The 15,174-nt window shown below is 59.3% G+C and carries 11 protein-coding genes, 4 tRNA genes and 2 pseudogenes; 10 read left to right on the forward strand and 7 right to left on the reverse strand.

What is annotated here, in order from left to right; all coding sequences use genetic code 11:
* Nucleotides 1-7: 7 nt before the first annotated feature.
* The 3 genes and pseudogenes from AB7933_RS10870 to AB7933_RS10880 all read left to right on the forward strand — a co-directional run.
* Nucleotides 8-1,123: pseudogene (locus tag AB7933_RS10870) on the forward strand (PLP-dependent aminotransferase family protein); the annotation flags it as partial.
* Nucleotides 1,124-2,146: 1,023 nt separating this feature from the next.
* Nucleotides 2,147-2,344 (forward strand): annotated as a pseudogene (locus AB7933_RS10875) (HAMP domain-containing protein); the annotation flags it as partial.
* 18 nt (nt 2,345-2,362) lie between these two features.
* Entirely contained in the window at nt 2,363-3,205 is an 843-nt protein-coding gene (locus AB7933_RS10880) for a methyl-accepting chemotaxis protein (RefSeq protein ID WP_371858394.1), read from the forward strand.
* Nucleotides 3,206-3,241: 36 nt separating this feature from the next.
* On the opposite strand, the gene AB7933_RS10885 is transcribed toward AB7933_RS10880, so the two are convergent.
* Complete coding sequence (locus AB7933_RS10885) at nt 3,242-4,054, reverse strand: alpha/beta fold hydrolase (RefSeq protein ID WP_024074337.1); 813 nt, start codon at nt 4,052-4,054, stop codon at nt 3,242-3,244.
* Between the two features lie 114 nt (nt 4,055-4,168).
* Entirely contained in the window at nt 4,169-4,939 is a 771-nt protein-coding gene (locus AB7933_RS10890) for a hypothetical protein (RefSeq protein ID WP_024074338.1), read from the reverse strand.
* 358 nt (nt 4,940-5,297) lie between these two features.
* Here AB7933_RS10890 and AB7933_RS10895 point away from each other — a divergent pair.
* From AB7933_RS10895 to AB7933_RS10915, 5 genes are all read left to right on the forward strand, one after another.
* A tRNA-Glu gene (locus tag AB7933_RS10895) sits at nt 5,298-5,373 on the forward strand.
* A gap of 2 nt (nt 5,374-5,375) precedes the next feature.
* Nucleotides 5,376-5,451: transfer RNA gene (locus AB7933_RS10900), tRNA-Gly, on the forward strand.
* Between the two features lie 105 nt (nt 5,452-5,556).
* Nucleotides 5,557-5,632, forward strand: a tRNA-Glu gene (locus AB7933_RS10905).
* 2 nt (nt 5,633-5,634) lie between these two features.
* Nucleotides 5,635-5,710 (forward strand) — tRNA-Gly (locus AB7933_RS10910).
* Nucleotides 5,711-5,936: 226 nt separating this feature from the next.
* Nucleotides 5,937-7,880 carry a tyrosine-type recombinase/integrase gene (locus AB7933_RS10915; RefSeq protein ID WP_009876631.1) on the forward strand — a complete coding sequence of 648 codons (1,944 nt, stop codon included), beginning with the start codon at nt 5,937-5,939 and terminating at the stop codon, nt 7,878-7,880.
* Nucleotides 7,881-7,917: 37 nt separating this feature from the next.
* On the opposite strand, the gene AB7933_RS10920 is transcribed toward AB7933_RS10915, so the two are convergent.
* Entirely contained in the window at nt 7,918-8,886 is a 969-nt protein-coding gene (locus AB7933_RS10920; protein ID WP_020924940.1) for a Dyp-type peroxidase, read from the reverse strand.
* Nucleotides 8,887-9,004: 118 nt separating this feature from the next.
* On the reverse strand, nt 9,005-9,658 hold the full coding sequence (locus tag AB7933_RS10925) for a substrate-binding domain-containing protein (protein WP_023106332.1): 654 nt from the start codon (nt 9,656-9,658) through the stop codon (nt 9,005-9,007).
* 119 nt (nt 9,659-9,777) lie between these two features.
* Here AB7933_RS10925 and AB7933_RS10930 point away from each other — a divergent pair, with 119 nt between their 5' ends.
* Nucleotides 9,778-10,071: a helix-turn-helix domain-containing protein gene (locus tag AB7933_RS10930; protein ID WP_009459591.1), complete on the forward strand. Its 294-nt coding sequence runs from the start codon at nt 9,778-9,780 to the stop codon at nt 10,069-10,071.
* A 22-nt stretch (nt 10,072-10,093) separates the two neighbouring features.
* On the opposite strand, the gene AB7933_RS10935 is transcribed toward AB7933_RS10930, so the two are convergent.
* The 3 genes from AB7933_RS10935 to AB7933_RS10945 all read right to left on the reverse strand — a co-directional run bounded on the left by AB7933_RS10935 (nt 10,094) and on the right by AB7933_RS10945 (nt 14,090).
* Complete coding sequence (locus AB7933_RS10935; RefSeq protein WP_023103878.1) at nt 10,094-10,984, reverse strand: LysR family transcriptional regulator; 891 nt, start codon at nt 10,982-10,984, stop codon at nt 10,094-10,096.
* Nucleotides 10,985-11,467: 483 nt separating this feature from the next.
* Nucleotides 11,468-12,682: a glutathione-independent formaldehyde dehydrogenase gene (locus tag AB7933_RS10940; protein WP_023093406.1), complete on the reverse strand. Its 1,215-nt coding sequence runs from the start codon at nt 12,680-12,682 to the stop codon at nt 11,468-11,470.
* A gap of 466 nt (nt 12,683-13,148) precedes the next feature.
* Nucleotides 13,149-14,090, reverse strand: a complete 942-nt coding sequence (locus tag AB7933_RS10945; RefSeq protein WP_028698648.1) for a LysR family transcriptional regulator — start codon at nt 14,088-14,090, stop codon at nt 13,149-13,151.
* Nucleotides 14,091-14,574: 484 nt separating this feature from the next.
* Here AB7933_RS10945 and AB7933_RS10950 point away from each other — a divergent pair, with 484 nt between their 5' ends.
* Nucleotides 14,575-15,006, forward strand: coding sequence for a DUF488 family protein (locus AB7933_RS10950; RefSeq protein ID WP_023835768.1), 432 nt, complete (start codon nt 14,575-14,577; stop codon nt 15,004-15,006).
* Nucleotides 15,007-15,174 lie beyond the last annotated feature (168 nt).

Here is a 15,174-nt window from a genome sequence, read left to right on the forward strand (position 1 = left end):
CATACACGATAGCCCATTGGGTGAACTGAAACTGGGGTGTGGCTGGTTGCCGGACGCCTGGCGCGAAAGTGATGACATCAGCTATGCGATTCGCGAAATCTGTCGCACCGATACCGGCGGTTTGTTCAACTACAGTACGCCGCTGGGGTTGCCGGCGTTGCGCGAGCAGTTGCTCAAGCGCCTGACCCAGATCCGCGTGGCCACCAGCCTCGATCGCATTCTCACCACCCAGGGCGCCAGCCATGCCCAGGACCTGTTGATACGCACCTTGCTCAAGGCGGGCGACACCGTCGTGGTCGAGACCCCAGGCTATGGCAACCTCTATCGCCAATTGGCGCATCATGGCGTCACGTTGCTGGAAGTGCCTCGGACCCGTGGCGGCCCGGACATCCCGGCGCTGGAGGCGCTGCTGCAACGGCATCACCCCACGTGCCTGTTCATCAACAGCCTCTATCACAACCCCACCGGCACCAGCCTGTGCCGCGCGGTCGCCGAGCGTTTGATCGAGCTGGCACGCCGTGAGGATTTCCTGATCATCGAAGAGGATGTCTACGGCGACCTGCAACACGCCAGCTGCACGCGACTGTCGGCGCTGCCCCATGATGACCGGGTCATCTATGTCTCGAGTTTTTCCAAGACCCTCAGTAGCGCCTTGCGGGTGGGCTACCTCAGCGCCAGCACTGCGCTCATTGCCCGCTTGGCTCACCTCAAGACCCTGACCGGCATCGGTACTTCGCGCTTTGCCGAGGCGGTGGTGGCCACGTTGCTGGCCAATGGTACCTACCGCAAGTGGGTGCAGCGCCTGCGCAAACGCCTGGGCACGCAGATGACCGCCACCTTGCAGGTACTGGAGGATGAGGAATGGCAGGTCTTTGCCGTGCCTGCCGGCGGGATGTTCCTGTGGGCGCGGCCTGCCGTGGCGGATCGTTCGCGGCTGCAGGCATATGCGCGCAAGTTCGGCGTCTTGTTGTCACCGGGGGCGCTGTTCAACCCGACGGGTGAATCCAGTGAGTGGCTGCGCATCAATGTGGCCTATGCTGATGATCAACGGGCACTTGCGTTATTCCGCGCCTTGGGCCCTACCAGATCGACCTCGACCATTCTGAAAACGACGAGCGTGTAGCTTTTTGCCATTATTCCGGCGCCAACAGCTTGTGCTCAATGCCTTGGGGTTGCGAATCTCGCTTCTTGTAAACCGGGCTTATGGCATCTGCCATTGCAAGAGGATTCAAGTGCAATGATTTCGGCCGTGCAACGACGTTTCGCCAACCTCGGTATGGCGAAAAAACTGGGCTTGGGCTTCCTTCTTGTCCTGCTGCTGACAGCTTTGGTGGCGGCCATCGGTGTGTGGTCCCTGCAAACCGTTGGCCAGCGTTTCGAAGGCCTCAAGGCAATGTCTTCGCTCAACAGCGGCCTGTTCAAGGTGCGCTTGATCGAGCAGGACTACGCGCTGCACGCCGACCCCAAGGCTGTCGATGCCCTGCATGAGAGCGTCGACGCGTTGGCGGCGCTGGCGGCCAGGCTCAAGGCAGAGTCCGCCGCCAATGTGCCAGTGATGACCGATGTGGAGCAGGCCCTGGCGGCTTATCGCAAGGCATTCGATGAGTTTGTCGAGCTGACCCAAACCAAGGACCTGGCCCTGGAAATGGCCACCTGGTCGGTGTCCAGCGTGGCCAATAACCTCGACGTGTTGCAGGCCGGCCTGGCGGACGATGGCGCGTATGGTCTCAAGGAGAGCCAGGGCAAGGAAGGTGCCGAGTTTATCGAGCAGGCGGGGCAGGTCAGCCAGGTCTCGCGCTTGATGTTGCAAGCCATGAACGAAGCCCATGTGCGCCTCGACCAGAGCCGCAAGGCCGACGCCGATGACTCTCAGCAGGGCAAGATCGAGCAGGCCGACCAGGCCCTGGCCCAGGTCGAACAACTGAAAACTTCGGTCAAGGACCCGGGTTACCAGACGGTGCTTAACGAAGTGTCCGGGCATATTGCCTCGTTCAGTGAAAAGCTCGGTGAATACACCGGCCTGCTGGCCCAGGAAAAGGTGGTCTACAAGCAGTTGCATGACCGCGCCGATCAAGTGGTCAGCCGAGTCAACCAGGCCTACGCCACCGAAGACCAATCGATGCAGGCGCAACTGAAGGAAAGCGCGATGTTGATCGTTGGCTCGTCAGCCTTGGCATTGTTGGTGGGGCTGATCGCTGCCTGGGTGATCACCCGGTTGATCGTGGCGCCGCTGCGCAGTGTGATTGCGGTGGCCCAGCAGATTGCCGCCGGAGACCTGAGTGGGCGCATGGAGGTTGATCGCCGCGATGAGATCGGCCAACTGATGCAGGCCATGCAGCAGATGGGCAATGGCCTTAGCCACATGGTCAGCGGGTTGCAGGCGGGTATTGAGCAACTGGCCAGTTCGGCGCATACGTTATCCAGCGTGACTGAGCAGACCAACGTCGAGGTCAGCAGCCAGAAGGAAGAAACCGAGCAAGTGGCGACCGCGATGAACCAGATGACCGCCACGGTGCACGATGTGGCGCGCAACGCCGAGGAGGCTGCACAAGCGGCGCAGACGGCGGATGACAAGGTCGACAGTGGCCAGCAGGTGGTACGCCAGAGTTTGCAGCGCATAGAGTTGCTGGCCACTTCCAGCGCCCATGCCAGTGCCAGCATCGACAGCCTGAGTACGGAAATCCAGAACATCGGCACGGTGTTGAGCGTGATCAAAAGCGTGGCCGAACAGACCAACTTGCTCGCCTTGAATGCGGCAATCGAAGCGGCCCGGGCCGGCGAGCAAGGCCGTGGTTTTGCGGTGGTGGCCGATGAAGTGCGCGCGCTGGCCAAGCGCACCCAGCAGTCGACCGAGGAAATCGAGCGTCTGGTCAGCACCCTGCGCGCTGCGGCGCAGTCGTCGGTGCAGCAGATCCAGCAGAGTGGCGAGCTGGTGAAACTGGCGGTGAGCGATGCGCTGGAAACCGAAAGCGCCTTGGGCAGCATTGCCGTCGCGGTGTCATTGATCCAGCAGATGAACCAACAGATCGCCGCCGCCGCCGAGCAGCAGAGCTCGGTGGCCGAAGAGATCAATCGTAGCGTCACCAGCATCCGCGCGAGTGCCGATCAATCGGCATTGAGTATGCAAGGCAACGCCGCGTCGAGCATCCAGCTGGCGCAGTTGGGGGCGGAGCTGAAGGGGATGGTGGGGCACTTCCGCCTTTGATCGCCGCGTGCTGGCGGCGATCAAAAGGCAGGGCGATCAGGCGTGGTTGGCGAGGAAGGTCAGCAGGGCTTCATTGACGAAGTCCGGATTCTCCCGGCTGGAGATATGCCCGGCGTCTGGGATCAGGGTCAGGCTGCAGCCAATCAACTTGGCCATGGCGTCGGACTCGGCGGGTGGGCGCGGTTTGTCCTGCTCGCCGCACATCACCAGGGTGGTGTCGGCATCCAGGCGTGGCAATTGCTCCAGCACATCCGAGCGGCTGAAGATCAGCCGGCCCAGGGGCACGATGCTGTGCAGCAGGCGTTCCCGGGAGAATGACTGCAGGGCCCTGCGATAGTCCTGGTACAGCGCGGATTCGCGGTCGATGCCGGGGCGGAAGAAGATCGGTGCGATGACATCCAGCAAGGGCTCGGGGATCGCGCCGGTGTCTTCGATCATCTTGAACAGCGAGAAATAGTACTGGCGCGTGGCTTCGGGCTCGGCGCCGAGGTAGGTGTCCATCAGCACCAGGCTGTTGACGCGCCCAGGTGCCTGCAACGCCAGGCGTGCGCCCCACATGCCGCCGACCGACAGGCCGACCAGGTTGACCTGGGCAATTTCCAACTGATCGAGCAGGGCCAGGGCCTGGCGCGCCAGGTCGTCGAGGGAGCGGGTTGACGCGGGCAGCGGGCCCGACTCGCCGTGCCCCCACAGTTCGGGGACGAGCACGCGGTACTGTTGCGACAGGGCTTCAATCTGCGGCGCCCACATATCGCGATCCCACAGGTAGCTTGAACCCAGGAGCACCGCTGGGCCGTTACCCAGGTCGAGATAGTGCAGCGGTTGTCCATCAATCACGGCGACAGGCATAGCAGGCCTCTAACTTCACGGAGTGAGGGGCACTTTTTTACGCTAGTCGAGAGCGGGGGGATAGGTACAAAGTGATGGCATGTGGCGACGGCGGTCGCCACATGGCGGTGGGGATCAGTCGTAGATGACTTTCTTCTTCCACTCGGCGTCGGCGTCGACGACTTTCAGGCCTTCCGTCAGTTCGTTGACTTCGTCTTCGGCAGGCTTGCTGTTGGTCAGCACCGTGGAGTTGGCGCGAGCCAGCTGCGACTCCAGCAATTGCAGCTGCGCACTGTACAGCACCGGTTCGGGCTGTTTGCGCAGGTACTGTACGCCACGTTCGAAGGCCAGGCGTGCCTGGCCCGGCTGGCCTTGCTGCAAGGCATGCTGGCCGAGGTTATTGAAGAACTCGATATGCAGCAGCACCAGGATATGCCGAATTTCCTTTATCCAGTGCTTGGCCTCGTTGGTCGGCAGGAAACCATCCTGGGCGGCGCGGGTGACCTGGCCGTGCAGGGCTTCCAGCAGGAAACGCACGTCCTTGGCTTTGGTTTCGGTCTGGATCGGGGCGGGCGGGTTGTTGACCGGAATCGACTCACCCTGGGCCACCAGGGCATTGAGCTCGGCGATCCGTGCCTTGACCGCGGCGTTGGTCCTATTGAGGTGCAACAGGCGTTGGTTGACGTTGAGTTCCAGGCGGGTCAGCAACAACTTGAGCGCCGGGGTCATCAACTGGCCAGGGAAAGTCTCGGTGATTTCACCGCAGCGACGCAGCCGATCATTGAGTTCGATCTCGGTGCGCTTCTTTTCCAGTTTGTTGTTTTCCACCACGTGGTTCATGTAGCCAATGGCGATCAGTATTACGATCCCGGCTATTACCAGCAGGGTGATCATGAGTGGTGTCACCGGTGTGACCTCTTTATAGGGTTTGCTGTTGAGTGTAGTGACTGGAACAACCGACGGATAGGACTCTTCGACCAGTTGCCCAGGTAGTTTCTTCTATATAGGTCAGCGCTCCCTGCATGGATGCACATTGCCATCATTTGCTGGAGCGAACTATAGCGTCTTGTAGGGCGTCAGAATATAGGCGTCAAGGGGCGGACGGGCAGAATGCCTGAGCAGGCCGGTAAACGGGGGCGAAGTCATTGATTTAAATAAATTTATCCTTGGGGGTTGACGACCTTTCAATCCATCCATAGAATGCGCGCCACTTACAGCGTAAAGCACACAGCGAAACGCGGTAGGGAGTGAATGTTGTACGTGTGTCCCCTTCGTCTAGTGGCCTAGGACACCGCCCTTTCACGGCGGTAACAGGGGTTCGAGTCCCCTAGGGGACGCCAATGCGGGAATAGCTCAGTTGGTAGAGCACGACCTTGCCAAGGTCGGGGTCGCGAGTTCGAGTCTCGTTTCCCGCTCCAATTTTTAAGCAGTGTTGCCCTCGGGCGGCACTGAGTGAAACCAGGACCACATCTTCGGGTGAGGCCTCTGGGCACTGGAATACACACCATGTGTTTCAGTAGCGTGTCCCCTTCGTCTAGTGGCCTAGGACACCGCCCTTTCACGGCGGTAACAGGGGTTCGAGTCCCCTAGGGGACGCCAATGCGGGAATAGCTCAGTTGGTAGAGCACGACCTTGCCAAGGTCGGGGTCGCGAGTTCGAGTCTCGTTTCCCGCTCCAAATTTTGATCCACAGACTTCTACTGGGGTCTGTAGGTCATTGAAAAAAGGAGCTTCGGCTCCTTTTTTCATTCCAGCGAGTGCCACGGAAATCCACCCACAGCTACCGTTTTTGAGTGACCAAATAAGGCACAAGAATACGGGTGGGTCGGCTACCGGATAGTTGCTGGGGCTGAGCGGGGACCATGACGAGCATAGGGCCTAAGTCATTACTTAGGAGTCTCGAAATGGCGCTCTCTGATCTGACCGTCCGGCAGGCGAAGACCACCGGAAAACGCTACACCCTCTCCGACAACGACTGCCTGGGCCTGATGGTCTCAGCCGCAGGCGGCAAGTCATGGCAATTCCGCTACTACTGGCTGGGCAAGCAAAAGCGCCTGTGCCTGGGCGGCTATCCTGCTCTCAGCCTGCGCGAGGCCCGGATCGAGCGAGACAAGGCCCAGGCCCTGCTCGCCAGGGGGATCGATCCTCAGGTCGAGCGCGACCAGAAACGGCACGCGGCCAAGCTGGCGGGCGAATACACCTTCAAGACCGTCTTCGATGCCTGGGTCGAGCATCGCCGCAAGGAACTCAAGGAAGGCCGTCAAAGCACGCTGTCGCAGATCCTGCGCATCTTCAACAAGGACGTGTTGCCCACCCTGGGAAGAATGTCGATCTACGACATTCGCCGCCCCCAACTCCTGGGCGTCTTGGCGGCGATCGAGAAACGCAAGGCGTTCACCACCGCCGAGAAGGTCCGCACCTGGTTCAACCAGTTGTTCCGCTATGCCCTGGTCATTGCCGAGGGGTTGGAAGTCAACCCGGCCGCCGACCTGGACGTGGTGGCAGAGCCCAAGCCCCCCGTAGCCCACAATCCCTACCTGCACCTGCCCGAGATGCCCGAGTTCCTCCAGAAGCTCCGGCTCTACAACCCCCGTGGCTGGCAGACCCAGCTTGGCGTCCGGCTGCTGTTCCTGACCGGGGTGCGCACCGGCGAACTGCGATTGGCCGAACCCGAACAGTTCGACCTCGACAGGGGCTTGTGGATCATCCCACCGCAGATCGTCAAGCAGCTCCAGGATGAAATGCGCAAGGCAGGGAAGCGGCCGCAGGATGTGCCCCCCTATATCGTGCCGCTATCCCTGCAGGCCATCGAGATCGTGCGCTATCTCCTGGGGGTGATGCGGCCGGCGCAGAAGTACTTGCTGTCACACCGCAGCGAACTCAAGAAGCGCATCAGCGAGAACACCCTCAACAAGGCCGTGCAGCTCATGGGCTATGAGGGGCGCCTGACCGGCCACGGCATCCGCGGCACTATCTCGACGGCGCTCAACGAGATTGGCTACCCGAAGATTTGGGTGGACGCGCAGCTTTCCCATTCCGACCCCAACAAGGTGAGTTCGTCCTACAACCACGCCAAGTACGTTGAGCCGCGCCGTCGGATGATGCAGGACTGGGCCGATCGGCTCGACCTGCTCGAACAGGGCGAAGTGGAAGCCGCGAGCGCGCATCTGACCATCCGTATCGACGGGGTGCCGGCGATGGCAGAAGTGGAGGAAGCGGTGGATGCGACCCTCGCGATGGCCGAGCCCACTCCTCCCGGCGTCCCGCCCGTCGTGGCCACGCCTATTGTCGTAACCCCGAGCAACGGCGGCATCACGTTCCAGCGGCTGTCTCAGGTACCGCCGCCTCCGACGCATGCCCCAGAGCCGGAAGTGTCCGCGATCCAGCGCGAGCGCGAGGAAATGCTGACCATCTACGAGTCTCCAAGCAGCTTGCCGGTCCCGCTGTTCGGCAAGCTGGCCGGAAAGTCCAAGGACCAGATCAACCGCGAACTGAAAGCGGGCAAGTTGCTGTCCATCAGTTTGGGCAATCGGGGGCAGCGTGTTCCCGATTGGCAACTGGTGCCGCTCAAGCACAAGCTGGCCCAGGTGCTCATGAACCAGTGCCCGCACGCGGATTCGTGGGATCTGTACCGCATGCTGACCCAGCCGCACCCTGACCTGGGGGACCGCGCGGCCATTGATGCGGTCACGCCGACCAACGTGCCGGCGATCATCCAGGTCATCATGGGCGACTACCAGCACTATGCGGATATGCCCGAGGCCATTGCCCCGTACCCCATCCCCGAGGATGTGCGGCAAAGCGTTCGTCGGCTGGTGGATAGCGCAGTAGTTCTAGACGGAGCATAGGGCTCTCAAACCTTGCAGGGGCCTTGCGGCCCCTGCATTACGCTTGCACCGCCTCCACGAGTTCGCTCAGCGTGCGCGGTGCGGGAGCGAAGAACACGGCGCCGGTGTGCGCCGTCGAGAAATCGAGCAGGCGGTCGTGCATGCCTGGCGGATCGCCGAGGAACATGCGCTCCAGCATCTTCTGCGTCACCCACAGATGCCTGGAGTAGCCGATGAAGTAGGTGCCATATTCGCCCTGGCCGGGGCGGCCGAAGGGCATGTTGTCGCGCAGGATGTCGTGCTCGGTGCCGTCGTCGTCCACGATCGTGGCGAGGGTCTTGTGCGATTTCTGGCCGCTCGTCGCGTCGGGCAATTCGACATTGCTGACGATCTCCCGGCCGATGATCCGCTCTTGCTCGTCCTTGGCGAGCCGAGCCCACGGCTGCATTTGGTGCAGATACTTCTGCACCACCAAGTAGCTGCCGCCGGCGAACGCCTGATCTTCACTGCCGACCAGCGTCGAGGCGCCGATGTCGTGCCCGGTCGGGTTGGCCGTGCCATCGACAAAGCCAAGCAGGTCGCGGGAGTCGAAGTAGCGAAAACCGACCACCTCGTCGGCCACCGTCACGCTGCTGCCCAGTTGGTCCAGCAGCAGGCGCTCGAATTCAAAACAGAGGTCCTCGCGTTCGGCACGGATGTGAAAGAACAGGTCGCCGGGCGTGGCAGGCGCGGTGTGCTTGGCACCCTCGATGGGCACGAAGGGCCGTAGTTCCTTCGGGCGCTTCCCGGTCTGGAAACGGTCCCATAGCGCCGATCCCAGTGCAGTGATGCACGACAGCCGGCCGTTGAGATCGCGGAAGCCCACCGTTTTGATCAGGTCGTCCAGCCCGTCCAAGACGCCGGCGACCGCCTGAAGGGCCTCGTGGCCCTCGGCGACTGTCAACGTGAGAAACACCGCCGCGCGCGACAGCGGCGCATCGATGCTTTGCGAGTCAATTGGTACTCGATCCCAACCACTTCCAACCATTCGTGCCTCCAAAGACCATGTTAATTCATCATATTGCCAGAGATGGAAGCGCTATCACTGGCGCGCTAACAGGCGCGTGCCGCTGCAATTACCCGCACGCAGCCTCGGCGAGAGCGGGCTATGGGGTATTCGAGCAAGCCGCCCTGTCCCTGGCAACCAACATTGCCCTGTGCTCGAACCGCTCAGAAACAACATTGGCTCGTCCGTGGGGCCGCTGCAGATATGTCACGATCTCGTAGGGGCCGTCTGAAAGCGGTCGCATAGTGATCCCCCACGCATGGGCACGCTCAATGCGCGATTGCGCGGAGAGCCCCACTCCGTAGCCAGCGGTCACCCAAAGCGCCATCATCTCGAACGAAGTCACGTGCTGAATGCTCTGCTGGCTCAACGGAAGAAAGGACAGTCGCTGATCCAGCAGTAGGCAAGCCTCCGCCGGCCAGCGAAACACCGGATAGTCCAGAAGCTCGGCAAGCGTGATCTTCGCCTGGGCAACTAAGGGGGACCCCAGCGGCACTGCAACAGCCACGTTCTCCACCCAGAGCGGTTGGCTTTTCACGGCCGGAGCACCAGCGTTCCGAAGCGTCATTCCAGCGTCGTAGCGGCCTTCCTCAAGGCCCGTCAACAGATCATCGGCTGAGGTCTCAAAGAACGTGATGGTGACTTCTGGTTCCTCCGCGCGCTGTAGGGCAAGAAGCGTTGTGAGGCAAGAGGATGGCACTCCGGGCGCGATAGCAAGCCTGAAATGGGAAAACTGGCTGGTGGCGTCATGCATGAGGGCCCCCAATAAGCGATCTGTCCAGAAAGGCAAACCAGCGTTGCAGGAAAGAGTGAAGTTTAACGTCGTTATCTTTAACGTGGTTAATTGTGGCAGATTGTTTGACGCTTCTGCTAATGCAGAAATCAACAATTCAGCCAGGCCGTCCTTCTGGCACATCGACGTATGAATCCGAGTCGGCGTTAGCCTTCGGACAGGCCGTGCGCGCTGCGCGCGTCGCTCAAGGAGTCGCGCAAGACGAGTTCGCATCTCGGGCAAGCATTTCGCGTTCTCACATGGGTAAGATCGAGCGTGGTGAGCACGTGCCCACGCTTCCGCTCATACTGAAAATTTCTACGGCACTTGGAATAAGCGCGGCTGACCTGATGACGGCGACCGAACGCAATCTGCGTGCCGACACTGATCCCTGAGTGTCTAGCCTGCCAGGCTCCGTCAACCGTCCGAAGAGTCGCGAAGGCGAACGATAAATCGCTCCACCGAAGCCGATAAATTGCCGCCGTCGGGCCGAAGCAGGTAGGTGGTGATCACGGCAGAATCCATCGCCAAGGGGCGGATCACCACATCCGGCCGTTGGGAGATGGGAATCTTGGTCGCCGTCATGAAGCCGATGCCGTAGCCGGCGCCGACCAACGTGAGCATCATGTCCAGCGAGGACACTTCCTCGACAACATTCAGCTTGTGCTCCAACGTGTTGAGCAGCCGCTTGAGTTCGCGGCAATAGCCCTCGCATACCTGCGGGTCGCACAGGACAAGTGGATGGCCTTGAAGTTCTTGAAGTGGCACCTCCTTGTAGGTGAGCAATGAGTGACGAGCTGGCACCGCAATCACCAGCGGGTCGTGCCAGATTGGTTCGGCAGCGATACCGTCGCCGACATCGCCCGTGTGCGCGAACCCGATCATGAAGTCGCCCGAACGCAAGCCACGCACTTGCTCTGCCAGAGGCACTTCTGACAAGCGTATTTCGATCTCCGGCTCCTCGGCGCGGCAACGAGCCAGAAATGCCGACAGCCGTGGATCGATAGCCCCATCTGATACAGCGATGCGCAGGCTACCGCGCAAGCCCGATGCCACAGCCTTGGCATTTTCACGAGCCTGTTCCAGCACTGTGAATAGACGGCGAACATCTTGCAAGAAGACCGCGCCCGCCGCCGTTAGAACTGTTCCTCGTCGGTTTCGGTCGAAGAGCACTACGCCCAACTCGTCCTCAAGTTCCTTGATGGCTCGTGATAGCGGTGGTTGTTCGATATGCAGGCGCTCAGCCGCCCGCGTGAAATGTAGCTCCTCAGCAAGAACTACGAAGCAGCGAAGATGGCGCAGCTCCATAGGCCACCCTCCCGTTCCGACTTATCCAACACTGTGCTATCTCCCTATAGAAGTGACTGCCATTCTGGCGGCGGCGAGTTCGGCCACATCATTGGAAACTTCTGGCTGAATGAGCCAGGGCTGGGTTGACCGTGCGATGGCCCGAGGCAGGCACAACACCAGGCGAGCCTGTCAAGTCCGTGGGGTGATAAGGATCAGACGAAGGCTATCTCCAGCCACGCACGTCAATGGATGCCGTGCATCGTCCCCGTCTGACCCTTGGCCGATTGCGAACCAAGCGCTTGAACACGCTTGCGGTTGATCATCACCTGCGGATTGCTGAGGCTCTGCTCCTGGTCCGAGCCAAGGCAAGTACCCTGGGGCAGACGGCAAATGCCGGCGAAAATATTCGCCGGCTCCAGTTGCTGCCCGGAGACTGGCGGGACCAGAATGCCTCTCACCAGAAAGTGTGAGACATCCTGATGCTTAGCCCGCGCCGGATGCTTAATGCCGCACTGAACCATGCGGGTCGATGACGTACTTGTATGCAGAACCCGCGTCGAACTCTTTGTACGCGGCGGGCGCGTCTTCGAGCTTGATGAACTTAGTGTTCATCATCGGCGAAAGGTAAGGCATGCGATCGTTCAGTATCGCCCGCATTAACGCGTGGTTGTAGTTGGCCGTCGGAGATTGACCAGCCGACATTCGCGGCGACTTGATCCAGGCGTTGGACCATTCCAGATCCATATGGCCTTTCTTGGCTTTCGGGTCTTTCGAGATCGGGTTTGCGCAGTACACACCGACCGTACTGGTCATTCCGCCGAAGCGGACATATTTGAGCATTGCGTTGGTAACAGCGCTCTCCACGATCTTGTCAGCCTCCGCGCCAAACCCGCGGCAGTCCACACCAACATAGTCGATGACGCGATCCACCTCCCTGTGCCCGGTAATGCGTTCGAGATGCTCCTCGATCGGCACGCCGTCGGAAAGGTTGATGGTTTCCACGCCGTGTGGCTTGAGAAGGTCCAGCCGCTCTTGAATGTAATCGGCAACGATGATGGCGCCTGCACCCAGAAGTCTGGCGCAGGCGGCACCCGCTCTGCCGACCGGCCCGGCACCGAAGATCAGGATGTTTTCGCCGACGACGTAGGCCGGCGCGGCTGGCCAGTCTGGGCCAGCGAACCCATGGAAAGCTGTGGGTAATACGTCAGAGAGAAGGGTCAGGTCGCGGATTTTTTCCATGGCGGCATCCTTGTCAGGGAAGCGAAGGAGATTGAAATCCGCATACGGTACGAAGAGATAATCACCTTGCCCCCCCGTCCAGCCACCGAGGTTGAACCCGTAGGCTCCGCAGTCGATTTCGGGGTTGGTGTTCTCGCATACATCGGAGCGCATATGCTTGCAGTTGTAGCAACGCCCACACCCCACATTGAAGGGAACGGAAACGATGTCGCCCTTCTTCACGACTTCGACGTCTGATCCCACTTCGATCACTTCGCCGGTCATTTCATGGCCCATGGTCATTCCCTTGGGAACAGCAAACGAACCGCGATAAATGTGAAGGTCGCTGCCACAGATATTTGTGGTAACTATTTTGAGGATAGCGCCATGGGGTGCGCTTTTCCCTTGAGGGGTTATCAGCTCTGGAAATTTGAAGGTGTTGACCTTCATTTCCAAGGGCTTCTCGAAAGTCACGATTCGGTTACCGGTCGGAGTCATTTCGTCACCTCTGTGCGTTAATGTTTCCATCTTCTAAATCGAAGTGGGAAACGAAATTTACCGCTGTCAAGAAGAACGATCGTGGTATTGCCTAGCCGTTGGTCGCGTCTCCTTCTGCGGTCTTGACAGCATCGGATCAAGCTCAGAAGTGGTCAAACTGGAATAATCTATGTGCAGATAGGCACGATCTATCTACGCGGGATCGTCGAGCCGTGCTCGTCTCCTAGCCGGGAGAGGGCAACGATCATCGCTACATCGCGCCTCCTAGCTTGATCTAGGAACAGTCAGCTCGACCCAGCGAGACATGAGGAGGCCGCATGCAGCAGGTACTCCTGCCCCCCGAGTTGCCCCTGGACCTAGTGGCCTTCGATGGGTTGCTCAGCACGTGGCGCCTGTTAGCGGCGCACACGGCATGCCTGCAATCTTCGCCTGGTTGAAGCAATACAGAGTTGCTCTTCAAGACTCGCTATTTCAGGGGGCTTTGAGATGAGTCTGCTTTGGGCTGGAACCGACGATGGATCGATATAACGGATTGAAGAGTGGCGGCGAGTTCGGGGGTGTGCACCATTTCGAGCAATGCACGCGATGACGGTGCCTCGAACGCATTTTTCCCAGCAACGAATCCGACATTTGAGTGCGACATTGGTCCATTGATTGCGATTGCGTGGAGATTTGGAATGTGCGCGAGTTGGCCGGCGAGAGATTGCGGAAGAACTGCCGAATATTTTCCTGTCGCCACGTGTGCCGATAGCACGTCAATTGAATCAGTGCGAATAGTCTGCGCGGTACATTGCATCAGCCTATCTTGAATGGGTTCAGGTACTGCCGAGTTCAGCACGCAGAGTTGTCTATTGAGAACATGGTCCCACGTTGTGCTTCGGGGTTGCTGTGTTCTCGCGGCGTGAAAAAGGAAAATGCGTTCACGGTACAGAAGGTGAGTATCGAAGTCTTCCCCTGGGATATCCTCCAAATGCATGAGTGCGATATCCAAATTGTTTTCTCGAATCGCCTGTAGCAGGGAAGAAGCGCCGGAAACCAGAACTGATTGTTGAAGTAAGGGTGTTTTTTCAGCAAGGGCGATGCTTAATGTGGGCGCTACACCGGCAGTTCCTGGGAGTATCCCTAGCCGGAATTGCCCCTCTATACCTCGCCGTAGTGCGGAGAGTTCTCGCTCCAGCCCTTTGCAGTCGTCATACATCTGCTGAGCCCAAGACAGTACGCGCATCCCTTCAGAAGTGAGGCCGTCATAGCGTCGGCCATGACGCACGATCTCGACACCCATGTCTTCCTCCAATTGCTTAATGCCCGCGGAGAGTGTCGGCTGAGAAACATTGCAGCTTTTGGCCGCGTTGCCAAAATGGCCTTCACGGTGCAAAGCAAGCAAGTATTCAAAGTTTCTTACGATCATATATTTTCTTCTGATAAAGTTGATTGGATTTTATACTTTCACGAAAAACCCTGCGCACGCTTCGATCCGCGTCCAACCTTGGGCACGTAGCTGGCACGCATGAAAGGCTGCCGCGCGCAGTGTCCATACAGTAGGTTCGACTCGTCATCGACGGTCAGCACCACAACGCACGGGACAGCCAATAGCGCGAACACAGGTGCTTTGCGCTGTGGGCGAGTCGTCCTCATGTAGCTTAGCAGTTGGCGCGTTCTGGAAGGGAGTAAGCGTGAGTGGTGAGGCACGCAACCGCAAAAGGCGGTGCTAAGCTCTTGAGCTGTTCGGGTCGTGGCCGTTGAAGCGGCGAGAGAATGGAGCCTGCCATGGCCGTTGTGGCGCAGCTAGTACACCATGCCCCCAGCGTTTCCTTAGCTGCGATTGACGGGCATGCCTGGCGGTAGCTCAATAACAGCCATTTATGGATGAAGGAACGAGGGGAATAAGGCAGATGAAGATATTCACGATTGGATTCACTAAGACCTCCGCGCGGTCCTTCTTCACCAAGTTAAGTGCTTCTGGTGCCAAGCGCCTTGTCGATGTTCGCCTGAATAATGTTTCGCAATTGGCCGGATTCGCTAAACGCGAGGATCTTCGATATTTTTCCGAGGCGTTGTGTGGGATGGAATATGAACATCTACCAGCACTTGCTCCAACCAAAGACATGTTCGAGGAATATAAAATAAAAGGGGGAGATTGGGATATCTACGCCAGTAAATTTCTGGATTTAATGTCGTCCCGAAAGATTGAGTCAATCGATAAAGAAAAGATTGATAACAGTTGCCTGCTTTGCAGCGAAGACAAGCCCCATCACTGCCATCGGAGGCTAGTGGCCGAGTACCTTGCAGGCAAATGGCCGAATGTTGAGATCGTGCATCTTTAGAGGGGCGACGTAGCTCCCAATGTCATCAACTTAAGCCCCCAGCCCTGGCCGGGGCAAGAAATCCCGGGGCTTGGACGCGCGGTTGCAGCAGTGCCTTCACTGGTTTTGCTCCCCAGTTCAGCGCATGTGCGACCCAGACGCCAGCTTAATGGATGCCGGTTCGCCTCG

Source organism: Pseudomonas gorinensis, assembly GCF_042015035.1.
In the GTDB taxonomy this organism is placed as follows: Bacteria; Pseudomonadota; Gammaproteobacteria; order Pseudomonadales; family Pseudomonadaceae; genus Aquipseudomonas; species Aquipseudomonas gorinensis.